Genomic DNA, 22,225 nt, shown 5'->3' on the forward strand with positions numbered 1-22,225 from the left:
TTGCGGGGTAAAATGAAATTGTCTTCCACTGACTTATATAGCCTGAATCTGACTGCTTCGATGCAGCCCGCCGATGCAGCGGAGCAGGCACCGACGCGGTTGATCCAGCGCCAGATCGATCGCGGCTTCGCCAGCCTGCGGTTCATGCCCGCGCTTGAGCGCGAGTTCCATGATTATCTGCGTCAATCCAGCCGGCTGAGCCGGGCGAGCCTGATCTTCCTGGCTGTGGCCGGCGTGCTGTCGTCGGCGCTCATCGATTCGACTTGGCTGGGCTTGCCCTTCGAGCTGGTGGGCACCACACGGGCTATTCAGTTCACGGTGATGATGCCGATGGCGCTGATCTGTACGCTGCTGTGCCTGCGTCATCCGACCTCGCGGTCCATGGAAGTGGGCATGCTGCTGCTGTTCATCGTCATGGTCGCGGGGATGATGGGCCAGCGCGTGGTGGATTCGCAGCAGGGCTTCGATCTGCCGCTCGAGCTGGTGGGCGTGACGGCCGTGGCCATGTTCTGCCTGTCGCGGGTGCGATTCTGGATACAGCTGCCGCTGCTGCTGGCGCTCATCGTTGCCACCGTATTGGTCGAGCTCACTCTGGTGAGTCTGGGCAACTCCGGCAATTACGACATGTTTTCGACCGGGATCCTGTTCATCGTGGCCGTGGTCGCCGGTTATTCGTCCGAATACACGATTCGCTGGACATGGCTGAATGCCACGCTGCTGCGCTATCTGTCGCGCCTGGATCGGCTGACCGGTCTGCTCAATCGGCACGCCTTGGAGAGTACGCTCGCCGGCGCCCATGCTCACGGCCAGCGTGAAGGCAAGGCGTATGCAGTCGCAATGATCGATATCGACGCTTTCGGCGCCTATAACGATCACTACGGTCATCAGTATGGCGATGCGGCGTTGCAGCAGGTGGCCGATGCGCTGGCTGATCATGCAAGGCGGCCGCTCGACACCTGCGGCCGCTATGGCGGTGAGGAGTTCGTGCTTCTATGGATGGACTGTGGCGTCGAGCAGGCAAGCGCGCTGGCCGAGTCGGTACGCGAAGTCGTCGAGCGCGAGCGCATCGCCCATGCCGAGTCGCCGGCTGCGCCGTGGGTTACGGTCAGCGTGGGCCTTTGTCATGTCGAAGTTGAGCACGCTGACGCGCCGATTGAATCGGTGCTGCGGGAAGCCGATCGTGCGTTGTATAAAGCCAAGCGAGAAGGTCGTAACAGGGTGGTATCTACCCGCTATCGCAGCGACAGAACGGACGAGGAGAACAGCGCCCTACCGCAGCCCTGGCCGCAGCAGGCGAGTAGCGGCCGCCGTTAATGGATCAGCCAGCTTAGAACGATGACGCCGAGCACCGTCCATAACAGCGTCGCGACGACGGAACGGCGCATCAGCGCCCGCACCGCGCCCCAGAGCATGGCGATGCCGATCAGCAGGATCAGCAGGCTGAATATCGAGGCATTGATGCCGAGCGCACCGGTCAGTCCGCGTACGAAGCTGTCGATCGCGCCGTAGAGGTTATCGAACAGCCAGCCCAGGCTGTCGACGATGAAACGGATCGCGGCGCCAAGCTGCTCGCCGATCCAGTGGAAGAAATTGTCGATTTCCATGCGCGCGTCAGGCCGGGTGGTCGGTGGGGCGTGGCCCCTGAGCGATCAGTGTAACGGCTAGGGCAGAGCGCAGGCGCTTCCCATCGTGACGTGCGGGGGGCGCAGCAGCCGGCGGCCGCCGCGCCCCGCTCGGGTCTTGCGAGCCTACTCCGAGGCTTCTTCCTGGACTTCCTGGCCCGCCTGTTCCATGTCTTCGCCGGCGCCCTGGATGGTGTTGCAGCCGGCCAGTAGCGTGATCGAGACCACGGCCAGCGCGAGCAGGCTGGCAATTTTGGACTGATTCATTCTTGAACTCCCTTGTGGATGGTCGAGCATGACCGTGAGCGATTCTGGCCGTACGTCGGCTGAATATAGGCCATCATGAGTGACAGGAACTAGCGTGGCGGCAGCACCCGGTCGTGCAGGACGCGCCGCAGCACGAAGCTCGAATGCACACCGGATACGCCCTCGATCCGGGTGATATGTTCGAGCAGCAGGCGCTGGTAGTCGTCCATGTCGGTGACCGATATCCGCAGCTGGTAGTCCGCCTCCTGGCCGGTGATCAGCAGGCATTCCTGGACTTCCGGCAGGGCCTCGACCCGCGCTTCGAAGTTCGCGAAGCGCTCGGGGGTGTGCTTGTCCATGGAGATGAGCAGCAGGGCGGTGAGGCCATAGCCGAGCGCGCGGGCATCGACCCGGGCGTGATAGCCGGTGATCAGCCCGGCTTCCTCGAGTGCGCGCACGCGACGCAGGCACGGCGAGGGCGACAGGTTCACCTGCTCGGCGAGCGCCTGGTTGCTGATCCGGCCGTCCGCCTGAAGGGTCTCCAGAATCTGGCGATCAAAACGGTCGAGCTGCAGCGTTTCACGGCTGTTCTTCATGATGCGCAACAAAAATAGCGGTTAATGCTTTATTTTTAGCATTAAATTGCGCGACGGGCGAATACTTCGAAATATTGGCAATCCGCTGCCAAGGCCTGCGCGTTAGACTGTTGTTCGGGCATGCCGTATCGCCGATACGGTGTCCCGGATGAATCATTCAGTGCGAGGACAATCATGAGCCGTTTCGACCACCGCAAGTATCGCCCCGCCCCGCGGGTGCCGGCCTTCAACCGCACCTGGCCGGACCGCGATCTTCAGAAAGCGCCCATCTGGGTGAGCGAAGATCTGCGTGACGGCAACCAGGCGCTGCTTGAGCCGATGACGGTGGACCAGAAAAAACGGCTCTGGAAGCTGCTGGTCGATGTCGGCGTAAAGGAAATCATGGTCGGCTTCCCCTCGGCGAGCCAGCCGGACTACGACTTCGTGCGCTGGCTGATCGACGAGGATCAGATTCCGGAGGATGTGACCATTGCAGCGCTCACCCAGTCGCGCGATCACCTGATCGATCGGACCTTCGACTCGCTGGAGGGCGTGAACAAGGCGATCATCCATCTCTACAACTCGACCTCGACCGTTCAGCGCGAGCGCGTTTTCGAGATGGACGAAGAAGGCATCATCGATATCGCCGTCAAGGGCGCGCAGCGGGTCAAGGAAAACGCCGACAAGCGGCCGGGCGTGAACTGGCGCCTGGAGTACTCGCCGGAGAGCTTTTCCTCAACCGAGGTCGACTTCTCGGTACGGATTTGCGAGGCCGTGATGGACGTCTGGCAGCCGACGCCGGACAACCGCATCATCTTCAACCTGCCGAACACGGTAGAGCTGGCCGGCCCGCACCATCACGCGGACCAGATCGAGTATTTCTGCCAGCACGTGAAGAATCGCGAGTCGGTGATCGTGTCCGTGCATACCCATAACGACCGCGGCGGCGCGGTGGCAGCGGCCGAGCTGGCCATGCTGGCCGGCGCGGAGCGCGTGGAAGGCACGCTGCTGGGCAACGGCGAGCGCACCGGCAACATGGATATCGTGATCCTGGCGATGAATCTCTACGGCCAGGGCATTGATCCGGAACTGGATCTGTCCAATCCGGACGAGATCATCCGCGTGGTGCATGAATGCACGGGTATCCCGTTGCACCCGCGTCATCCCTGGGTGGGCGAACTGGTCTATACCGCGTTCTCCGGCAGCCATCAGGACGCGATCCGCAAGTCGCTGCGCAAGCAGGGCGAGGACGAGCACTGGCAGGTGGCCTATCTGCCGATCGATCCGCGCGACATCGGCCGCGATTATCAGGCCGTGATCCGGGTGAACAGCCAGTCCGGCAAGGGCGGTATGGCCTTCCTGCTGGAGCGCGATTTCGGTATCAACCTGCCGCGCTGGATGATGCTCGCACTGGCCCCGCACGTGCAGGCCGAAAGCGAACGCACGGCCGGCGAGCTGTCCAGTGGACGTATCCGTGAGCTGCTGTTCGAGAATTTCTCGCGCCAGGCGCCGCTGACGCTGGTCGACTACGGCCTGCGCCGCAATGAAGACGGTCAGACGCTCGACATCACCCTGTCCGACGGCCGCCAGAACATCCAGCTGCAGGGCCACGGCAACGGCGCCATGTCGGCGTTCATTGATGCCTGGCATGCGCATACCGGCGAGGAGATCGCGGTGGCGGACTATTCCGAGCACGCGCTGTCGACCGGTAGCGATGCCGATGCGATTGCTTTCGTGCAGTTGCGCAAGGACACGGTACGGATTCCGGCGGTCGCCGAGGACAGCGATACGGTCAGTGCCGCGCTCAAGGCGATTATCGCGGCGCTGAATCTGTCCCACGAAGACGACGAAACCGGCCAGCGCGGTGGCCTGACGGCACTCGCGAGCTAGGCGCGCCAACCCAGGCGTCGAAGCAGGGCGGTGGTTTGACCACCGCCCTTTTTCATGCGCGCTGCTGTGTCAGCGCCGTAGGTTGGTCGCTGTGACCGGTGCGGCGTCGTTGCCCCAGCTGCCGCGGATATAGCTGAGCACCGCGGCCAGCTCGCGGCTGTCCAGATCGTAGAACGGTGGCATGCCGTGGGGGCGCGGGTTGTCCGCGGTGGCGGCGGCAAAACCGCCTTCGCGGATCATGTTCGCCGCGTTGAGCGGGTAGTCCATGGTCACCGCCCGGTTACCGGCAAGCGCCGGCGCGCCGTTGCCGCCCTGGCCATCGTCGCCATGGCAGCCGGCGCATTGGTCGGCATAAATTTCGCGGCCTTCGGACATGGCGGTCTGACGGCCATCCTCGGACATGCGGATCAGCCGCAGCGGCGAGTCGACGCTCTGTTCCGGTAGCGCGGTCAGGTAGGTGGCCATCGCCCGCGCGTCGTCTTCGCGCAGGTATTGCAGGCTTTCGAAAACGACGTCCGCCATCGGGCCCAACATCGCGGCGTGTTCGCGTTTACCGCTTTGGAGAAAGGCCGCGGCGTCGGCGATCGACAGGTGCTGCAGTCCGGCCTGGCTTGGGTCGGTCAGGGGCGGCGCATACCAGCCGTGGATCTGGGCGCCCGGCGCATCTGCCGCGTCGTTCATTGCGCCGAAACGCCCGCGCGCCCGATGACAGGCATCGCAATGGCCGAGGCCTTCGACCAGATAGCGCCCGCGATTCCAGTCCTTGCTTTTCTGTTCGTTGGCTTCCGTATCGGCCGGCTCGAAATACAGCGCCTGCCAGACAGTGAGCAGGCTGCGATAGCGATAGGGAAAGCCCAGATCGTGATCGGGCTGATCTTGTTCGACCGCCGGCACGCTTTGCAGATAGGCATGGATCGCGTCGATATCGTCGCGCGCCACGTGGCTGTAGTTCGGGTACGGACAGGCCGGATACATGGGCGAGCCGTCGGCACGCTGGCCTTCGTGCATCGCGCGGTAGAAGTCGTCGGCCGACCAGGCACCGATGCCGGTATCGGCATCGGGCGTGATGTTGGGTGTGATGAATGTGCCGTAGTCGCTGGACAGACGCAGGCCGCCGGCAAAAGCTTCGCCGCCGGGCGCGGAATGACAGCCAGCACAGTTGCCGACGGTGGCCAGATATTCGCCGCGTTCGAGCGTGGCCTTGGCCGGTTCCGCAGCGCTGGCCATGCTGCCCAGCATCAGTGCGGCAGATAGCAGGATTTTTAGAGGCAGGCGGGACAAGTTCAGGACTCCGGTGGCGATACGCTGCCACATTTCATCGGCGGTTCGTCGATTGGCTGTGCCACCGGTCGGGTGTTGGCCGGTATGGGCTGGGCGGCGAGCCAGGCTGCCACGGCCTCCACGTCGCGGCCTTTCAGCCGATCTGCAATATCGGCCATGCAGTCGGGGGCGGCCGCGTGTCGGGTATCGACCCGCCAGGCACCCAGCTGAGCCATGATGTACTGGCGCGGCAGGCCCACCAGCCCCGGCGTATTGGGCTGTACGCCGGTCAGACGCTCACCGTGGCAGGCGGCACAGGCGGGAATATTGGCGTCTGGGTCGCCTTCGCGTACGAGTTGGCGCCCGCGGCTGGCCAGTGCGGCGCTCGGCGCGGCAGCCGGTGCCGGATAGGGCGTGTGCTGGTCGGCGAAATACTGCGCGATCTCGAACAGATAGGTCGACGACAAATGCGCGACCATGTGATTCATGCTCGTATTGCGGCGCCGATAGTCCTGGTAGTTCACCAGCTGGTTGTAGAGATAACCCGCTGGCTTGCCATCGATACGTGGCACATAGCCGTCTTCCAGCTCGATACCCTGCGGCCCGTGGCATGAGCTGCAGGCGGCCATGCGATCCTTCATGGTGCTGTCATCCGGCTCGGCCGCGCTGGATGCCGGCAGAGTCAGGATCGTTGCGAAAATCGCCAGCCAGACGGCCGTCGCCATGCGATTGGCATAACGGATCATGCTCTAACCCCTCGCCGGATGTTGCGCCTGTCCTCGCTTTGGTCGATAACTTTACGAGGGGCGATAAAAACCGGCTGCATGATAACGCGTTTTCGCCTGACGAGCAGGTCGTGGCTCGGCGTGTCTGGCCGCTCCTGTGCACTACGGATGGCGGCCGTTGGCGGCGACACGCTAGGCTAGCCGCGCTATAGGCACATGAGGCCGATCCAATCGAGGGAGAGCCAGTTGAGCGAGACGACAGTGACGCCGGACGGCGAGGAGCCAAACCCGGGGCAGGACGACAGCCATGTGATGCGGCTTTTCCAGCGGCCGATCCAGATTCGTTCTTTCATCATGACGGCGCTGCTGGTGCTCGCAGTGTTGTACACGCTGTACTTCGCGCGGTTCATCTTCATACCGATTGCGCTGGCACTGATCTTCAATCTGCTGCTCGGTCCGCTCGTGACCAAAATGCAGCGGCTCTACGTACCGCGCTGGATCAGTGCGCTGCTGCTGATTGGCAGTTTCGGCGCGGTTGTCGTCTACGGCGTCTATACGCTCATGGGCCCGGCCCAGTACTGGCTCAATCACGCGCCGCAGGCGTTCACCTCCTTCGACGAGAAGACCACTCAGCTGCAGAAGCAGATACAGGAGATGAACGAGAGCACGGAGCAGATCAAGGAGGCCGCCACCAAGATGATCGGCAAGGCGGCCAATCAGCAGACCATCACCATCAACGAGGAAGGCCTGCGCGACCAGATCGTGGCCAATCTGCAGTGGACGGGCGGCATCCTGTTCATGACCCTGATCATGCTCTACTTCATGCTGTGCAGTCGCGGCTTCGTGTTTCGAAAATTGCTGATCATGACGCGAACCGGGCGAAGTCGGCGCAATGCGGTGCGCATCGTGCGCCATCTGCAGAGCGATATCAGCCGCTATCTGGTCACCGTCACGGTGATCAATGTGCTGCTCGGAGCGAGTGCCGGTGCGGTTCTGTGGATGATCGGGCTCACCGATCCGATCCTCTGGGGCGTGCTGGTGGGGGTGCTCAACTTCGCGCCCTATGCGGGCGCTGCGATCTCGCTGGCGGCGATTACGCTCGCGTCTTTTGCCACCTTCGACACGCTCGGCCACGTACTGGCTGCGCCGGCTGCGGTGTTCGCGCTTAATGTTCTGGAAGGCAACTTCGTCACCCCCTCGATCCATGGCCACCGCTTCGAGATGAGCCCGCTCACAGTATTTTTCGCCCTGTTCTTCTGGGGCTGGTTATGGGGCGTGGCCGGCATGCTCATGGCGGTGCCGTTGCTGGTGGTCTGCAAGGTCACCTTCGATCATATCGAGGAGCTGCGGCCGATGGGCCGCCTTCTTGGTCGCTAGGGCTAGAGCGCCTCTGCTCCTTGCGATCTATTGGCGCAGGAACAGGAAATAGCCGAGAAAGACCACGGCGAGCGCAATCATCAGGGGATGGATCTCGCGGTGGCGGCGGGCCGCGACCATGGTGATCGGGTAGGCGATGAAGCCCAGCGCGATGCCGGTGGCAATCGAATAAGTCAGCGGCATCAACAGCACGGTGAGAAATGCCGGCGCGGCGGTTTCGAACCGGTCCCAGGCGACATGCTTGAGCGATGCCGCCATCAGCACGCCGACCACGATCAGCGCGGGCGCGGTCACGGCCTGCGTGACCACGGCCAGCAGCGGCGAAAAGAACAGCGCCAGCAGGAACAGCACGCCGACCACGACCGCCGTGAAGCCGCTGCGCCCGCCGGCGGCCACACCCGAAGCCGATTCGATATAGGCCGTCGTCGACGACGTGCCGATCAGCCCGCTCGCGGTGGTCGCCAGGGCGTCTGCGAACAGCGCCCGGCCGGCGCGCGGCAGCTTGTTGTCGCGAATGAGGCCGGCCTGGCGGGCCACGCCCATCAGCGTGCCGGCGGAGTCGAAGAAATCCACGAACAGCATGGTGCCGATCACCACCGCCATCTGCGGGGTGAACAGTTCCGGCAGGCGCGAAATCGCCGCACCCGCGACCGGGCTGATATCCGGTACCGGACTGACGATGTGATCCGGCAGGCCGACCAGCCCCGTAAACATGCCCACGATGGCAGTGACCACCATGCCCAGGAAGATGGCGCTGCTCAGGCGCAGCGTCATCAGCACCACGGTCACGATCAGCCCGAATATGGCGAGCAGCGTATGCGGATCGGTCAACGGCGCGAGGCCGACGAGCAGGGCATCGTCGTTGACGATGATGCCGGCGTTGGTCAGGCCGATGAAGGCGATGAACAGCCCGATGCCGGCCGCCACCGCATGCTTGAGATCATCCGGAATGGCGTTGATCACCCGCTCGCGCAGCCGCGAAACGGTGAGCGCCATGAAGATCAGGCCGGATACGAAAGTACCGGCGAGTGCGGTCTGCCAGTCGATGCCCATGCCGAGCACGACCGAGAAGGCAAAGAACGCATTCAGGCCCATGCCCGGTGCCTGCGCGATCGGGTAGCGCGCCAGCAGCCCCATCACCAGCGAGCCGAAGGCGGCCGCGACCGCGGTGGCCGTGAACACCGCATCGCGCGGCATGCCGAGGCCTTCGGTATCCGGCACCGAGGCCAGTGACAGCACGGCCGGGTTCACGAACAAAATATAGGCCATCGACAGGAAGGTCGTCAGCCCGGCGACGGTTTCCGTGCGCAGGTTCGTGTCGAGCGACTCGAAGTCGAAATAGCGGGCGATCGCGTTCACGGCGGCGGCTTCCGGTAGAGCACGTGTTCAGGGCGCGCATGATACAAAAAACGTGCCCTCAAGGCGCCCGATTCGGGTTTGTGCGTGCCGACCTGCCCTAAATCAACTCTCGCGCCGGCGTTCCATCTGTCGTGCAAGACGACTGCTGCGGGCTACGTCGGACAGCGTGAGTACGCCCTCGACCTCGCGCGGATGGCCCATCGTGCCGTCGGCGGTGACCAACGCGACTTCGCATTTCGCGGCGCGCAGACGGCCGACAATATCGAAGATCATGTCGTCCGCGCCGACCACGATGTAGTCAGTCTCCATATGCTCGTCGGCCCAGCTGCGGATACGTGCGCGGCGCGTGAGCCGATAATGCCGGCGCGAGGAGAAGATCGCCTGGATCTGCTGTTCGTCATCCATCACCAGCACGTTCGGCGCCTGGCGGCCGAAACGACGAAAACGCCGGCGGATTTCGGCCAGCCCACGCCCGCTGCCGACCCGTACCACCCGCGGGTCGTAGAAGTCAGACGCCTTCTGCAGCATGAACAGATTGGTCTCGAGCGACCCCGGCACCGGATGATTGCGCCGCGACAGCTTGAAGGTATAGATCGTGTCCGCCATCAGGAACTGGCGTACGTAGTAGGCGATCGAGACCACGATGATCATGGGGATGATCACGTGATAATCGCGGGTCATCTCGAAGATGATCACGATCGCGGTCAGCGCCGCGCCCGTAGAACTGGCCACCACCGCAGCCATGCCCAGCACGGCCATGGTCGCCACATCCAGATGGAACCACGGCGCGATATGCTGCATGCCCACCGCGAAGGCGCCGCCGAGCGTCGCGCCCAGATACAGCGCCGGCGAGAACACGCCGCCGGATGCACCCGAGCCGAGGGTGAGCGAGGTGGCCAGCATCTTGGCCGCGAACAGAATCAGCAGCAGCCCCGGCGCGGTCAGCGCGTTCTCGAGGATGTCCTGAATCGTGGCGTAGCCCACGCCCTGGACATAGTAATGCCCGCTCAGCGACACGAAGGCGTACATCAGCACGCCGACCAGCCCCATGCCGACCACATGCCGAATGTAGTCGTTGCCCGGCATTCGCTCGAAAGCGCCCTCGAATAGATAGATGCTGCGAGTAAACGCGAGCGCGGCCAGCCCCATCAGCACCCCGAAGACCACGTAAACACCGAGCAGCTCGGGCGAGTTCAGATCCAGCGCGTTGTTGGCGAGTGCCGGAATATCGAACGAGGGCGTGTTGCCGAACAGCGCTCGGCCGACGAACGAGGCCGCGCCGGTGGCGAGCGCGACGGGTATTAACGTGCGGCCGGAAGTTTCGGGCAGGATGATCTCGATCGCGAACAGCAGCCCGCCGAGCGGCGCATTGAAGGTGGCTGCGATACCCGCTGCAGCGCCCGCGGCGATCAGCGTGTTGCGCTGCCATTCGCGCAACATCGTGGCCTGGCCAAGACTCGAACCCAGGGCCGAGCCGATCTGGATGATCGGCCCCTCGCGCCCCACCGCGCCGCCGGTCGCGATCGAGATCGACGAGGCCAGCGCCTTGGTCGCCGCCACGCCGGGGCGGATGCGACCGCCCTTGTAGTAGATCGCGTCGATCACTTCGGGCACGCCGTGGCCCTTGGCCTCGGGCGCGAAGTTCTGGATGAGAAAGGTCACCGCGACCGCACCGAGCATAGGCACGATGATGATCCAGGCCCCGAATGGGCTCGCCGCGGTATGGACGTTCGCGTCGTAGACCAGCGATAGCTCGCCGAAGAAGGCGAGGTTATGGAACAGGGCGATCAGATCGCGGAATATCGAAGCGCCGTAGCCCGCCGCGACGCCCACGCCCACGGCGAGCAGGCTGAGCACGAGGCTGGAACGTTCGATAGTGCGCGGCCGAGCCACTGTCTTCCTTTGGTCAATGAGCGCGTCAGGCAAGCTGTCGAGCGCTGTACTCGCGCACTCGTCGAGGCCTTTCGACATCGGCGATTGCGGCGCCGGCGTCGCCGCCTGAATTGCGTGGAGTATACAACAATATCTACGCCTATCGAAGGCGTGGGATGGCCTCGAGCGGAGGTTTCTGGCTGTTAAGCTCGCCCAAGGATGAATACCGCAGATCAGATCAAGCGCCTGCGCCACCGACTGACGGCACCGGTAGTGAAATGGCTGGGCAAGGAATCACGGCCGCTCGGCATGCCGCGCAACGACTTCGCGCGTCTGTGCGAGCATCTGGTACCTGCCGATGTGGTGCTCGTGGAAGGTCGGTCCCGCGTGTCCGGCGTAATTCAGAGCGTGACGCTGAGTGCCTGGACCCACGCGGCGCTGTATCTCGGCACGCTCGAAGAGGTCGCGGCCCGCGGTTCGGATGTGGAGGCTTTGCGCCGCGACGGCGTAGCCGATAACACGCCGATCCTGCTCGAGGCCGAGCTTGGGGAGGGTGTGCACCTGTCGCCGATAACCCGTTATCGCCACGAGCATCTGCGTCTTTGCCGACCGCGTGAACTTACCGCCGAGGATGCAGAGACCGTGGTCGCGTTCTGTCTGGAGCGACTCGGCACGCCCTACAACCTGCGCCAGATCACCGATCTGCTGCGTTTTTTCTTTCCTTACGGCCTGTTGCCGCGCCGTTGGCGCTCGACCCTGTTCGAGGTGGGGCACGGCGAGATGGCGCGCACCATCTGCTCCACGCTCATCGCTCGTGCGTTCGCCAGCGTGCGTTATCCGATCCTGCCCACGCTGCACCGCGGCAGCGACGGCGGCGTCGTCTTTCATCGGCGTAACGCCCGGCTGATCACGCCGCGTGATTTCGATCACTCGCCGTATTTCGACATCATCAAATACCCGTTCTTCGGGGATGACGTCGCGCGCTATCGCGAGCTGCGCTGGGACGACGAGACCGCGCCCTAGGTCGGCCCGGTCTCGACACGCCGGCTACTTTTCGAACATATGCGTGGCGTGGGTTATGGCGCCACCGGCCCGGATGGCGGCGGCCACGACCGCGGTTTCGCTGAGTTCCTCGTTGGTCGCGCCGGCATCGCGAGCGGCTTTGGTGTGCAGCTCGATGCAATAAGCGCACTGCGTGGTCAGCGCCACGGCCAGGGCCAGCAGCTGTTTGGTCTTGCCGTCGATCGCACCTTCGGCGAACGCGGCCTTGTCGAAGGCCCAGAACGCTTTCATGCCGTCCTTGGCGCCCGAGTCGAGCTTGCCCAGTTTCTCCAGGTTGCTCATGTCGTGCATGGTCTCCTCCAGTTCTAATTGGCTGTTAATGCTTGTGTTTATTCTCGTCGGCGAGGCGCCGACCCATCGACACTGCGCCCGCGCTTGAATGCTGTCAACGCGCGCCGCGGGGTGCTTTCGCTGAACGTCACCCGGCCCTTGCTGTCCCTGTTGCAGACGCTTCTATAGAGAGCATGGCGATGCGACACCGTGAAAACGAACGCAGACATTGGCGGCTAGGGCGGGCCGTACTTCTGAGCTGCGGCATGGGATTTCTCGTGTTGAGCGGCGCGAGCTGTACCAGCCACGGGGCGCAGGACAGACCGGCTGTCGAAAGCCAGGCCGCGTTCGAGCACTACCGAAATACGCGCTACGACTATCAGCTCGACTATCCGGCCGGTTTCGAAGCCGAACCGGTTGCCGGTAACGGCGATGGCCGCGTGATCCGATCCGATCAGGCCACGCTGCGGGTATTCGGCGTCCAGCTGGAGGGCCGTTCGCTGCGCGCGCTGGCCGCGAGCGAGATTGCCGATCCGACCGCGGCGAGCGAGATTCAGAACAGCGAAGGCAGTGTCGTGCTCGTGCAGGAACAGGCGCGAGCCATGCGCACGGTGAAAACAATCGCCCTGTCTGATGACCGGGCGGCCGTGCTGGTCATTGATGGGTCGATGGCGCAGCCCGACAGTCGCGAGCGCGTGCTGGCCAGCTTCAAGCCCGTGTCGCGTCAGGCCGCGGACCGCAGCGAAACCGACGCCGATCGCCGCTATCGCAATCCGGAGCTAGGTTTCTCGATCGAAAAACCCAAAGGCGCGCGCGTTTCTCGCGACGGGGCGGATAGTGTCTCGTTTGCTGTGCTCGGCCCGAAAAACGAGGCGGCGAGCGAGATCAGCGATGGGTTCACGCTTACGGTGATTCGAGACCCGCAGGCCGAGGCAGCGACGCTCGCCGAATATGCCGAAGCCACGCGTCCGGATGGCGCGCCTTCGGCCGAGCGGCTACGTGTGGGTGGCCAGGAAACACTGCGGTACGAGAGCCAGTCGGAGATGGGCGGCAGCGTGACGCACTGGCTGTTCATGCCGGACCGGGGCGGCCATTACCACGTGAGTGCGACCGTCAGCGGCCCGACCCGTGATTACCCGGCACAGATCGAGGCCATGCTTTCGAGTCTGCGTTTCAGCCCGGACTAGGGCCGAACTCAGGGCTGGCGGCTGGGGTCTGCGCGCGGTGTCGGCCGGGTTGCCAGGAAGATGGCGATCAGGCATAGCCCGGCGATCACGCCGCCGGCCAGCGGCCGGTAATCGATATGCCACCATACGATCACCGCGCTTGCCGCGATCATCGCCAGCGCGGTGCATTTGGTGCGTAAGGACAAAGCCCGCTCGCGTTCCCAGCTGACGATCGCCGGGCCGGCATAGCGGTTGGCACGAATCCATGCTGCAAAGCGCGGCGAGCCTCGCGATGCCAGCGCTAGAGCGGCCAGCATGAAGGGCGTGGTCGGCAAGAGCGGCAAGAAAACGCCCAGCACCCCGAGCGCGAAAAGCACCGCAGCGGCAGCGACTTGCAGGCGCTGGAGGAGCGTCATGCCGGAGCGCACCGAAGCAGGGCGGCCGTGATGCGGTTGTGCGCGCGGGATCGAGGCATGGCGCGATGCTACGCCGCGCGCCTATCGGCTGTCATGCGCTCATCCCCGCCGGTGGGTTGGCCGTATACTCGGAGTCGACCCCTGCCAGGACTGAGGTGATGGTGCACCGTCGCAACGCTAAGAAACTCTCGCCCGATGAACCGGTCCGGCGCGATGGCCGCGGGCGCCGCGCGGGCACGCCGGTGAACATACCGTTCAAGGGCTGGCGCGACGTGGTCATGCGTGTCTATCACGCCTTCAACGACAACAATCTGTCGATCATCGCGGCCGGCGTGTCCTTCTATGGCCTGCTGGCGATCTTTCCCGGCATCGCGGCGTTCGTCGCGATCTATGGCTTCTTTCTGGACCCGACCGGCGTGGTCGATCAGATGAACCAGCTGCAAGGCGTCGTTCCGCCCGACGTAATCAGCACGGTTACCGGGCAGATGACCCAGGTCGCTTCCAAGCCACAGGCGTCGCTGGGTTTTGCCGCGCTGTTCACGCTCGCGCTCGCGCTATGGAGCGCGCGCAAGGGCACCACGGCGTTGATGATTGCGCTCAACGTGGTCTATGCCGAGCGCGAGACGCGCAATTTCTTCGTGAAGATAACAGTCTCTCTGGCCCTGACTTTCGCCATCGTGCTCGGCCTGAGCGCGGTCGCTGTGCTGGCCGCTGGCGTACCGCTGTTGCTGGCGGGTCTTGGTTTTGGCGACTGGATTGTCTCGGTCGGGCGTGGGCTCGGGCTGGGTGCCGCGGCCTTGTTCCTGATGGTGGGCATCGCCGGGCTTTACCGCTACGCGCCCAGTCGCCGGCCGCCGAAATGGCGCTGGGTGATGATCGGCGCGGCGGTGGTCACCGTGTTCTGGATTCTCGGCTCGCTCGGTTTCTCGGTCTATGTCGCGTTCTCGAATTCCTATTCGGCGACCTACGGTTCGCTCGGCGCGGTCGTGGTGGTGCTGACCTGGCTGTATATCACCGTGCTGATCATGCTCGTGGGCGGCGAGTTGAATGCCCAGCTGGAATTCCAGACCTCGCGCGATACGACCATGGCCAGCGATCGGCCCATGGGCCAGCGCGGTGCATTCGTGGCCGACAACATTGCCCAGCGCGCCGAGCAGATCGACTTCGAAGAAAACAAGACAGGACCCGGTTGATGGCACAGCTTGAAGACTTGCAAATCGAGAGTAGCGCCGCGCCCGGCGAGCATATCCACCTGCGTGAAAAGCGCGCCGGTGACGATCCGGCCAAGGCCGGCAAGGCCTTGCTGTTCGTCCACGGCGCGACGTATCCCGGCGTGATGTTCGATGTGCCGGGCAGCAGCTGGCTCGATCATGCGGTCGCCGACGGCTATACCGCCTATGCCATGGATGTACGCGGTTACGGGGCCTCGACCCGCGGCGCCGCGCTCGATGCGCCGGCCGCAGACAATCCGCCGTTCGCACGTGCCGAGAGCGCCGTCGCCGATATTGCCGACGTGATTGCGCGCATCTGCGAGCGCGCCGGGGTCGAAACCGTGGATATCGTCGGTTGGTCCTGGGGCTCGATGACTACCGGCATGTATGCTGCGGCCCGGCCCGGCACGATCAACCGGCTGGTGCTGTTCGCTCCGGTGTTCTGCTGCGAACAGCGCGCGCGTATCGCGGCCCTGGCCGATCCGGCCGACGACCTGCGGCTACGCCCGCTCGGCGCCTACCGTACGGAAACGGCCGAACAGGCGCGCGAACGCTGGGATGCCGAAATCACCGTCGAAGACCCGACGGAATGGCGCGACCCTGAAATTCTCGACGCCTGGTTTACGGCCATGCTGGCCAACGAACCGGGCGACGCGGTGCGCGCGCCCAACGGGGTGCTGGTCGATCTCTGGGAGGCTTTCAACGGCCGCGCTCGCTACGAACCCGGCGATATCGACGTGCCGGCGCTGGTGATCCGTGCGACGCAGGATGCTACCGCCGTGCGCGACGACGGACTGGCACTGTTCGACCGGCTGGGCAGCACCCACAAGCAGTACGACGAGATCGGACGTGGCACGCATTTCCTGCTGCTTGAACGCCGCGCGCCGCAGTTGTTCACCCGCGTGAGCCGTTTTCTCGACAGCCCGCTCTGATCGAGTCGGAGGGCGAGCCGGCGGCGCGGCCGATCAGCCCAGTATCGCGCGCAGCAGGACGTAGAACACGGCAGTGAACAACGCTGCGCCGGGCAGGGTGAGCAGCCAGCCCAGAAATACCCCGCGGAGCACCGACAGATCGAGCGCGCGCAGCCCGCGGGCCATGCCCACGCCAAGCACGCCGCCGACGAGCGTCTGGGTGGTCGACACCGGCAGGCCGAAGAAGGTGGCCAGGACCACCGTGCTCGCCGCTGCCAGCTCGGCCGAGAAGCCGCGTGTCGGCGTGAGTTCGGTGATACGCGAGCCGATGGTGCGCATCACCTTGTGACCGTAGGTGGCCAGCCCGAATACGATGCCGCCGCCGCCGAGGATCAGCACCCAGCCGGGCAACTCCGAGCTTTCGGCGACCGCCTGCGGATCGTTCAGCACGTTGATGATCGCCGCCACCGGCCCGACCGCGTTGGCCACATCGTTGGAGCCGTGGGCGAAGGCCATGGTCGCCGCAGTGAACACCTGAGCCAGCGCGAAGATGCGCTCGACGTTGCGGTAGCGGTCGGACGCCCGTGCTTCCGGCGACAGGTCGATCCGTCGCAGCAGCACCGCGCTGACCGCCGCGCCTGCCAACCCGAGCCCGATGGCGCCTGCCACCCCGGCACCGGTGCTCAGTTCCAGGCCGATATGCGACAGGCCCTTGAGCAGCGTCACCAGGCAGATTACGAAGACCGCAAGAAACACGTATCCCGGCAGGTAACGACGCGCGCCCACGGCGGGGTCCGGGTGGTTGAACACCAGCCGGCGAATGGATTCGAACAGCAGGAAAGCGATCGTGCCCGCAAGCAGTGGCGACACCACCCAGCTCGCCGCAATCTTGCCGATCTCGCCCCAGTTCACCGGGTCGGCTCCGAAAGCGACCAGGGCAAAGCCGAGGATGCCGCCGACGATCGACTGGCCGGTGGATACCGGAACCCCACGCATTGAGGTCACCAGCAGGAAACTGCCCGCGCCGAGCAATGCGGCGAGCATGCCGGTCACCAGCATGTCCGGGTCGTCGGCCACGATCTGTGGATCGATCAGCCCGCCGCTGATGGTTTCGGTGACTTCGCCGCCGGCCAGCCACGCGCCGAGGAATTCGAATACGCCGGCGATGATCACGGCCTGGCCCAGGGTAATGGCGCCGGAGCCTACCGACGTGCCCATGGCGTTGGCGACGTCGTTCGCGCCGATGCCCCAGGCCATGAAGAAGCCGAAGACACAGGCCAGGATCAGCAGCAGTTCGGCGTGTTGCGTGACGAGCGACATGCTGACGGCCCTAGCGTGCGCCGTACCCGGCGTTGAAGAGATCGCCCAGAGTGGGCCGGCTCACGCCGGTTACAACGGCGGCAGCGCGGCGTTTGGTTTTAACGATGGCGGCTCTCCCGAGGTGTCGCTGCGTGCGCAGGGTAGCGCAAAGCAAGTGTCAACGGGCCATCATGATCTGGAGGCGCGCGCCCACGGCTTCCGCGCGGTCGGATATGCGACCGATCCAGTGAATCACGCGATAGAGGAATATCACTTCCAGCGGCGGCAGCTCGGCCTCCAATGCCAGCAGCTCGCGGCGAATCCCGACCTGCGCCTCGTCGGCGCGTTTTTCCAGCCGGCCGAGTTCCACGACCATGTCCGCGATCATCTCGCTGACGTTGCGCCCGAAACCCGAGTCCAGCAGTTCATCGATCTCTTCGAGTACCTTGCGGGCCTGATGCACGGCCTCGATCGAGATCTGCAGGTAATCGCGGATCGACTGGTCAAGGCTGTCCGGGAACTGCATCCGGCGGCCGGTCATCAGCCCGGAGATGTCCTTTACCTTGTTGATGATCTTGTCCTGCACGTCGATCAGCACGAGCAGGTCGGAGCGCGAGATCGGCAGAAACAGCGTGCTCGGCAGATTGAGCCGGATCTTGTCCTTCAGATCGTCGGCGTTGTGCTCGCACTCGGAGATGCGCTCGTGCACCGCCCCGGCTGCCGTCCAGTCGTTGGCGCGGCTGGCATCGAGAAACTCGACGAGTAGCTCCGTGCCGCGATCGACTTCGCGGATGTGCTCGGTCAGGGCGCCGAACGGCGAGCGGCCGAACAGGCGCGATAGCGGACTGGTCTTGCTCGGATCCATGGCCTTCTCCTTGTGCCTCGAACACCCATGATAAAGGCAACGCTGTGGTCGGGGACGCGATTCGCGGCTGCGTTGCGGCCGATCGGGCGGTATTCAGTCGTTGTCGTCCAGATGGGCGGCGCGGCGCGAGCCTTCAGCGAGTGCGGCCAGGTCGAGATCGCCGTCGCCGGCTGCGAGCGCTTCGCTCAGGCGGTCGCGCACCGTCGAACCCACCGGCAGCGGTACGTTTTCCGCTTTCGATGCAGCAAGCGCCAGATCCATGTCCTTGGCGCCGAGCGCGAGCTTGAAGCCTTCCGGGTTGTCGTATTCGCGGTTGGCCATCGCGCCGGAATAGCCGAGATAGGCCGGGGCGCCGAACACGGAGTTGGTGATGATTTCCAGGAAATCGGCGCGCTCGATGCCATAGGCCGAGGTCAGGCTCGTGGCTTCGCCCATGGCCTCCACCGCCGAGACGAGCATGAAATTGGTCGCCAGCTTGATGGCGTTGGCCTTGTAGGCGGCCTCGCCCGCCGGCCAGACTTTCTGGCCCATCGCCTCGAGTGCCGGGCGGGCGCGCTCTATGGCGTCGTGATCGCCGGCCGCGACGATATTCAGCTTGGCGGCCTTGGCGATATCCGGGCGGCCGAGCACTGGCGCGGCGACATAGTGGCGGCCGGCGTTCTCGTGGCGCGCGGCCATGCGCCTGGCGCACTCGATCGAGCAGGTCGCCATGTTCACGTGCACGCCGTTTTCCGGCATCGCTTCGATCAGGTCATGTGCGTCGACCACCGTGGTCAACGCGTCGTCGTCGGCGAGCATGGTGATCAGCACATCGCAGGCCGCAGCATCGGCTGCCTGTACGGCACGAGTGGCGCCGGCCTCGACGAGTGGCGCGAGCTTGTCGGACGAGCGGTTCCAGACGGTCACGTCGAAGCCTGTCGCGATCAGGTTGTGCGCCATGTGCTGGCCCATGGCGCCGAGGCCGATGAATCCGATACGCATCGATGAGACCTTTAAAGAGTTACCTGTAGAGTGAAGATTAACATCGTGGTCGAGACGTGATCGGCCGCGATCGAGTCGGAAACGGGAACCTTATGCATCCTGTGTGTCATATAGCCCACAAGCACATTTTTCTTATAAATCCGTCTCTTGATGCTCAATCCCATCACGCCGGGAGCGGGTCGCGGCGCGCTATTGCGCTGGCTCGCCTGGCTCGTTATTGCCAATACCCTCGTGCTGTCGCTTGTAGCGGCGCGTTATCTCGACGTCGGCGATCTGTCGACAGGGCTGGTCGCCCGCGTGTTTGGCGTGGCCATGTTTCTGGCCCATTTTCTGTCGGTGGCACTGATACCGATGTTGCCGGTCATGCTGCTCGCGCTGCTATGGCCACAGCGCCAAGTCGTCGTACCGCTGGCCTGGCTCATCAACGTCGCGCTGACCTGCTTGCTGCTGGTGGATACGCTGGTTTTCCAGCAGTACCGGTTTCATCTCAACGGTGCGCTGGTGTCGCTGTTCTTCTCGGGCGCTTCGGACGAGACCTTCGAATTCTCGTCGATGATGAAAGTGCAGGCCGGACTGTTGGGTCTCGCGGTCGCGCTCGCGCATTGGGCGCTGGCCTGGGCCGTATGGCGTTTTCTGGTGATACGTCGAGGGCCACGCCGTATCGCCGGTTTCGCCGCGGCGGCCGGCTGCGTCGTACTGCTGTTGAGCACCAATCTTTTCCATGCCTGGGCGGATGCCACCGGGCAAAGAGAGGTCACCCGCCAGACGCGCCTGCTGCCAGGCTACGAGCCGTTGACGGCTAAGGGCTTTCTGGAAGAACAGGGCTTCGATGTCGCGGACTCGACGTGGGGCGGCGCCGAGGCGCTCGAGGGCTCGGTTGATTACCCGCGCGAACAATTGGCCACCGAGGCCCCGGCAGACAAGAAGAACATTGTCTTCATCGTCATCGATTCCTGGCGTTTCGATGCCATGAACGGCGAGATCACACCGAACATCGCCCGCTTCGCGGATGAGAACCAGCGCTTCATGAACCACTACAGCGGCGGCAACGCCACGCGCATGGGCATGTTCAGCCTGTTCTACGGCATCCCCGGCACGTACTGGCACAGCATGTTGCAGACCAACACGCGGCCGGTGCTGGTCAGCCGGCTGCTGGATCTCGGCTACGAGTTCGGCATCTTCCGCAGTGCGCCACTGTCGTCACCGGAGTTCCATCGCACTATCTTCTCTGGCATGTCGCATCTGCGTATGGAGTCCGAAGGCCACGATTCGCCCACGCGCGATATCGACGCCAACCGTGATTTCATCGATTACCTGAAACAGCGCGATCCGGCATCCGACAAACCGTTCTTCGGCATGGTCTTCCACGACTCACCGCATGCCTACGATCTGCCGGACGACGCGCCGCGTCCTTTCCAGCCCAGCTGGGACAGCGTGAACTATCTCACCCTCGATGAGGACACCGACCCCACCGGCCTGCACAACCTCTATCGCAACTCCGTGCATTTCGTGGACCGGCTGGTCGGCGAGACGCTCGACGAACTCGAGGCGCAGGGCCTGATGGACAACACCATCGTCGTCGTTACCGGCGATCACGGTCAGGAATTCAACGATCTCGATCAGAACTACTGGGGCCACAACGGCAACTTCAGCCGCTACCAGACCAAGGTGCCGATGATCGTGCACTGGCCCGGCCGCGACGAGGCGGGCAAGCAGGTCGATCATCTCACCAGTAGTTTCGACGTCGCGCCCACGCTGCTCGACCATGTGCTCGGCGTGGACAACGCCTACAGCGCCACAAGCGTTGGCCACGATCTGTTCAAAAAGGCGGATCGCCTGCCGCTGGTAATGGCCAAGTATCGCGGCCATGCCGCGATGACGGACGACGGCTTCGTCGCCTTCCACCCCTTCGGCCCGGTCGAGGCGCTCGACGCCGACTACCGCCCGCGTGAAGGCGGCCCGTCACCAAAGGTCATCCAGTCGACGCTCGATCAGATGCAGCGTTTTCGCAAGACGAGCGACTGACGACGCCCGCCCGCGCTGGTCTCGTCAGACGAACGGCGACCAGACATGCGGCAGAAAGCGATAGCCATCGCCGTCGGAGACGACATGGCCGATGCCGGGGAAGTCGATATGGTGGCCGGCGATCATCTCGCCGGTTGCCGCGACTTCGGCGAACAGCGCCTGGCGCGAGCGCACCGCCTGTTCCGGGTCCGTATCGAATATCACGCGGGCGTCCGGGCGCGGAAACTGGATCTGCGGCAGATGCACGATATCCGCCGCGATCAGCAGGCGCTCGCCGTTCGACTCGATGCGATAACCGCTGTGGTCCGGCGTGTGGCCAGGTAGGGGCATGCGCGTGATGCCCGGCTGGATCGCATCGTCATCGATCGCGCGCAGGTTCGTCTCGCAGGCATCGAACACGCGCTGTGCATTGGCGAATTGATTACGCAGCATGTCGCTCGTATCATCCGGCACCGCCCCACGCCAGAATTCCAGCTCGCCCACCGGCACGAAAATCTCGGCGTGGGGAAAGACGGGGTTATCGTCGTCATCGATCAACCCGCCCAGATGGTCGGGATGGCTGTGCGTGAGAATCACGCGGTCGATATCCGCGACCGTGAGGCCCATCTCATCGAGCCCGGCGTCGAGGCGTGCACCTTCATCGCCCACCAGACCACCCAGCCCGGTATCGATGAGAATCCGCTCTTCGCCCGTATTCACCAGATAACAGTTAAGCGTGATCTTCGGCGGCGTCGGCCGCTGGCTCGCTGCATGCAGGTTCTGCACGGTGGATTTATCCAGATTTGTGATCAGCCCGAACCCGCCCTGCAAATAAGCGTCCTGAATCGTCGTCACGACGAAATCGCCCACGCGTAGGTGGTGGACATTCGTGGACTGACTCTGGGGTTGTTGCTGCGGCATGTTGGTCTCGAGTCTTCCAAGTGCGTAGTAGATGACTTGGTGATACGCCTTGCGCTTTAAAAGCGTCTGACTCTTACGCAGGTTTGTTGGGGCAGAAGAGGTCGACAGTTCTGTTGCTCATATCTTCCATTCTGTAAATTACAAACGAGTTTGTTGTTCACGCGTCATCGGCAAAAGCGGTTGTTGATCATTT

21 protein-coding genes and 1 pseudogene are annotated in these 22,225 nt (G+C 64.0%); 8 read left to right on the top strand and 14 right to left on the bottom strand.

Annotated elements, in window-relative coordinates:
• Positions 1-60 precede the first annotated feature (60 nt).
• Positions 61-1,314, top strand: a complete 1,254-nt coding sequence (locus SADO_RS08930; RefSeq protein WP_353110832.1) for a GGDEF domain-containing protein — start codon at positions 61-63, stop codon at positions 1,312-1,314.
• Here SADO_RS08930 and SADO_RS08935 read toward each other — a convergent pair.
• From SADO_RS08935 to SADO_RS08945, 3 genes are all read right to left on the bottom strand, one after another.
• Entirely contained in the window at positions 1,311-1,604 is a 294-nt protein-coding gene (locus tag SADO_RS08935) for a hypothetical protein (protein ID WP_353110833.1), read from the bottom strand. The two genes, SADO_RS08930 and SADO_RS08935, sit on opposite strands and share 4 nt — an antisense overlap.
• Positions 1,605-1,748: 144 nt before the next feature.
• Positions 1,749-1,889 (bottom strand): entericidin A/B family lipoprotein, encoded by a 141-nt coding sequence (locus SADO_RS08940; protein WP_353110834.1) that lies wholly within the window; start codon positions 1,887-1,889, stop codon positions 1,749-1,751.
• 89 nt (positions 1,890-1,978) lie between these two features.
• On the bottom strand, positions 1,979-2,443 hold the full coding sequence (locus tag SADO_RS08945) for an Lrp/AsnC family transcriptional regulator (RefSeq protein ID WP_491731547.1): 465 nt from the start codon (positions 2,441-2,443) through the stop codon (positions 1,979-1,981).
• 195 nt (positions 2,444-2,638) lie between these two features.
• Between SADO_RS08945 and SADO_RS08950 the strand changes: the two genes are divergently transcribed.
• Complete coding sequence (locus tag SADO_RS08950; protein ID WP_353110836.1) at positions 2,639-4,333, top strand: 2-isopropylmalate synthase; 1,695 nt, start codon at positions 2,639-2,641, stop codon at positions 4,331-4,333.
• A 69-nt stretch (positions 4,334-4,402) separates the two neighbouring features.
• On the opposite strand, the gene SADO_RS08955 is transcribed toward SADO_RS08950, so the two are convergent.
• Complete coding sequence (locus tag SADO_RS08955; RefSeq protein WP_353110837.1) at positions 4,403-5,614, bottom strand: c-type cytochrome; 1,212 nt, start codon at positions 5,612-5,614, stop codon at positions 4,403-4,405.
• A gap of 2 nt (positions 5,615-5,616) precedes the next feature.
• Entirely contained in the window at positions 5,617-6,339 is a 723-nt protein-coding gene (locus SADO_RS08960) for a c-type cytochrome (RefSeq protein ID WP_353110838.1), read from the bottom strand.
• 225 nt (positions 6,340-6,564) lie between these two features.
• On the opposite strand from SADO_RS08960, the gene SADO_RS08965 reads away from it, so the two are divergent.
• Positions 6,565-7,695: an AI-2E family transporter gene (locus SADO_RS08965; protein ID WP_353110839.1), complete on the top strand. Its 1,131-nt coding sequence runs from the start codon at positions 6,565-6,567 to the stop codon at positions 7,693-7,695.
• Between the two features lie 27 nt (positions 7,696-7,722).
• Here SADO_RS08965 and SADO_RS08970 read toward each other — a convergent pair whose 3' ends face one another.
• Positions 7,723-9,045, bottom strand: a complete 1,323-nt coding sequence (locus SADO_RS08970; RefSeq protein WP_353110975.1) for an NCS2 family permease — start codon at positions 9,043-9,045, stop codon at positions 7,723-7,725.
• Positions 9,046-9,156: 111 nt separating this feature from the next.
• The gene (locus SADO_RS08975) at positions 9,157-10,947 is read right to left on the bottom strand and encodes a chloride channel protein (protein ID WP_353110840.1); all 1,791 of its coding nucleotides are present in this window, start codon (positions 10,945-10,947) and stop codon (positions 9,157-9,159) included.
• Positions 10,948-11,145: 198 nt separating this feature from the next.
• Between SADO_RS08975 and SADO_RS08980 the strand changes: the two genes are divergently transcribed.
• Positions 11,146-11,949, top strand: coding sequence for a YiiX/YebB-like N1pC/P60 family cysteine hydrolase (locus SADO_RS08980; protein WP_353110841.1), 804 nt, complete (start codon positions 11,146-11,148; stop codon positions 11,947-11,949).
• A gap of 24 nt (positions 11,950-11,973) precedes the next feature.
• On the opposite strand, the gene SADO_RS08985 is transcribed toward SADO_RS08980, so the two are convergent.
• Entirely contained in the window at positions 11,974-12,279 is a 306-nt protein-coding gene (locus tag SADO_RS08985) for a carboxymuconolactone decarboxylase family protein (RefSeq protein ID WP_353110842.1), read from the bottom strand.
• A gap of 245 nt (positions 12,280-12,524) precedes the next feature.
• On the opposite strand from SADO_RS08985, the gene SADO_RS08990 reads away from it, so the two are divergent.
• Positions 12,525-13,445: a hypothetical protein gene (locus SADO_RS08990; RefSeq protein WP_353110843.1), complete on the top strand. Its 921-nt coding sequence runs from the start codon at positions 12,525-12,527 to the stop codon at positions 13,443-13,445.
• Between the two features lie 8 nt (positions 13,446-13,453).
• On the opposite strand, the gene SADO_RS08995 is transcribed toward SADO_RS08990, so the two are convergent.
• Positions 13,454-13,840, bottom strand: a complete 387-nt coding sequence (locus SADO_RS08995) for a YbaN family protein (RefSeq protein ID WP_353110844.1) — start codon at positions 13,838-13,840, stop codon at positions 13,454-13,456.
• A 158-nt stretch (positions 13,841-13,998) separates the two neighbouring features.
• Between SADO_RS08995 and SADO_RS09000 the strand changes: the two genes are divergently transcribed.
• Positions 13,999-15,033, top strand: a complete 1,035-nt coding sequence (locus SADO_RS09000; RefSeq protein ID WP_353110845.1) for a YihY/virulence factor BrkB family protein — start codon at positions 13,999-14,001, stop codon at positions 15,031-15,033.
• Positions 15,033-15,983: an alpha/beta hydrolase gene (locus tag SADO_RS09005; RefSeq protein ID WP_353110846.1), complete on the top strand. Its 951-nt coding sequence runs from the start codon at positions 15,033-15,035 to the stop codon at positions 15,981-15,983. The genes SADO_RS09000 and SADO_RS09005 overlap by 1 nt, the downstream gene beginning before the upstream one ends.
• A gap of 33 nt (positions 15,984-16,016) precedes the next feature.
• Here the strand turns inward: SADO_RS09005 and SADO_RS09010 are convergent, their stop codons facing one another.
• The 4 genes and pseudogenes from SADO_RS09010 to SADO_RS09025 all read right to left on the bottom strand — a co-directional run.
• Positions 16,017-17,282: an inorganic phosphate transporter gene (locus SADO_RS09010; protein WP_353110847.1), complete on the bottom strand. Its 1,266-nt coding sequence runs from the start codon at positions 17,280-17,282 to the stop codon at positions 16,017-16,019.
• A gap of 157 nt (positions 17,283-17,439) precedes the next feature.
• Positions 17,440-18,126: a TIGR00153 family protein gene (locus tag SADO_RS09015; RefSeq protein WP_353110848.1), complete on the bottom strand. Its 687-nt coding sequence runs from the start codon at positions 18,124-18,126 to the stop codon at positions 17,440-17,442.
• A 93-nt stretch (positions 18,127-18,219) separates the two neighbouring features.
• Positions 18,220-18,657: an NAD-binding protein gene (locus tag SADO_RS09020; protein WP_353110976.1), complete on the bottom strand. Its 438-nt coding sequence runs from the start codon at positions 18,655-18,657 to the stop codon at positions 18,220-18,222.
• Positions 18,652-19,119: pseudogene (locus SADO_RS09025) on the bottom strand (NAD(P)-dependent oxidoreductase); the annotation flags it as partial. The gene SADO_RS09020 and the pseudogene SADO_RS09025, both read right to left, overlap by 6 nt.
• A gap of 138 nt (positions 19,120-19,257) precedes the next feature.
• On the opposite strand from SADO_RS09025, the gene SADO_RS09030 reads away from it, so the two are divergent.
• Positions 19,258-21,132 carry a DUF3413 domain-containing protein gene (locus SADO_RS09030; RefSeq protein WP_353110849.1) on the top strand — a complete coding sequence of 625 codons (1,875 nt, stop codon included), beginning with the start codon at positions 19,258-19,260 and terminating at the stop codon, positions 21,130-21,132.
• 24 nt (positions 21,133-21,156) lie between these two features.
• Here the strand turns inward: SADO_RS09030 and SADO_RS09035 are convergent, their stop codons facing one another.
• On the bottom strand, positions 21,157-22,032 hold the full coding sequence (locus tag SADO_RS09035; protein ID WP_353110850.1) for an MBL fold metallo-hydrolase: 876 nt from the start codon (positions 22,030-22,032) through the stop codon (positions 21,157-21,159).
• Between the last annotated feature and the right edge of the window lie 193 nt (positions 22,033-22,225).

Source organism: Salinisphaera dokdonensis CL-ES53, from assembly GCF_040361215.1.
Classification (GTDB): domain Bacteria; phylum Pseudomonadota; class Gammaproteobacteria; order Nevskiales; family Salinisphaeraceae; genus Salinisphaera; species Salinisphaera dokdonensis.

Bases quoted from the DNA above. Each gene is read 5' to 3' on its own strand.
- SADO_RS08995 (WP_353110844.1), bottom strand. From the start codon at position 13,840: ATGACGCTCCTCCAGCGCCTGCAAGTCGCTGCCGCTGCGGTGCTTTTC.
- SADO_RS09020 (WP_353110976.1), bottom strand. From the start codon at position 18,657: ATGGGCCAGAAAGTCTGGCCGGCGGGCGAGGCCGCCTACAAGGCCAAC.
- SADO_RS08930 (WP_353110832.1), top strand. From the start codon at position 61: ATGCAGCCCGCCGATGCAGCGGAGCAGGCACCGACGCGGTTGATCCAG.
- SADO_RS08935 (WP_353110833.1), bottom strand. From the start codon at position 1,604: ATGGAAATCGACAATTTCTTCCACTGGATCGGCGAGCAGCTTGGCGCC.
- SADO_RS09010 (WP_353110847.1), bottom strand. From the start codon at position 17,282: ATGTCGCTCGTCACGCAACACGCCGAACTGCTGCTGATCCTGGCCTGT.
- SADO_RS08985 (WP_353110842.1), bottom strand. From the start codon at position 12,279: ATGCACGACATGAGCAACCTGGAGAAACTGGGCAAGCTCGACTCGGGC.
- SADO_RS08990 (WP_353110843.1), top strand. From the start codon at position 12,525: ATGGGATTTCTCGTGTTGAGCGGCGCGAGCTGTACCAGCCACGGGGCG.
- SADO_RS08980 (WP_353110841.1), top strand. From the start codon at position 11,146: ATGAATACCGCAGATCAGATCAAGCGCCTGCGCCACCGACTGACGGCA.
- SADO_RS08950 (WP_353110836.1), top strand. From the start codon at position 2,639: ATGAGCCGTTTCGACCACCGCAAGTATCGCCCCGCCCCGCGGGTGCCG.
- SADO_RS09000 (WP_353110845.1), top strand. From the start codon at position 13,999: ATGGTGCACCGTCGCAACGCTAAGAAACTCTCGCCCGATGAACCGGTC.
- SADO_RS09030 (WP_353110849.1), top strand. From the start codon at position 19,258: ATGCTCAATCCCATCACGCCGGGAGCGGGTCGCGGCGCGCTATTGCGC.
- SADO_RS08960 (WP_353110838.1), bottom strand. From the start codon at position 6,339: ATGATCCGTTATGCCAATCGCATGGCGACGGCCGTCTGGCTGGCGATT.
- SADO_RS09015 (WP_353110848.1), bottom strand. From the start codon at position 18,126: ATGGATCCGAGCAAGACCAGTCCGCTATCGCGCCTGTTCGGCCGCTCG.
- SADO_RS09005 (WP_353110846.1), top strand. From the start codon at position 15,033: ATGGCACAGCTTGAAGACTTGCAAATCGAGAGTAGCGCCGCGCCCGGC.
- SADO_RS08940 (WP_353110834.1), bottom strand. From the start codon at position 1,889: ATGAATCAGTCCAAAATTGCCAGCCTGCTCGCGCTGGCCGTGGTCTCG.
- SADO_RS09035 (WP_353110850.1), bottom strand. From the start codon at position 22,032: ATGCCGCAGCAACAACCCCAGAGTCAGTCCACGAATGTCCACCACCTA.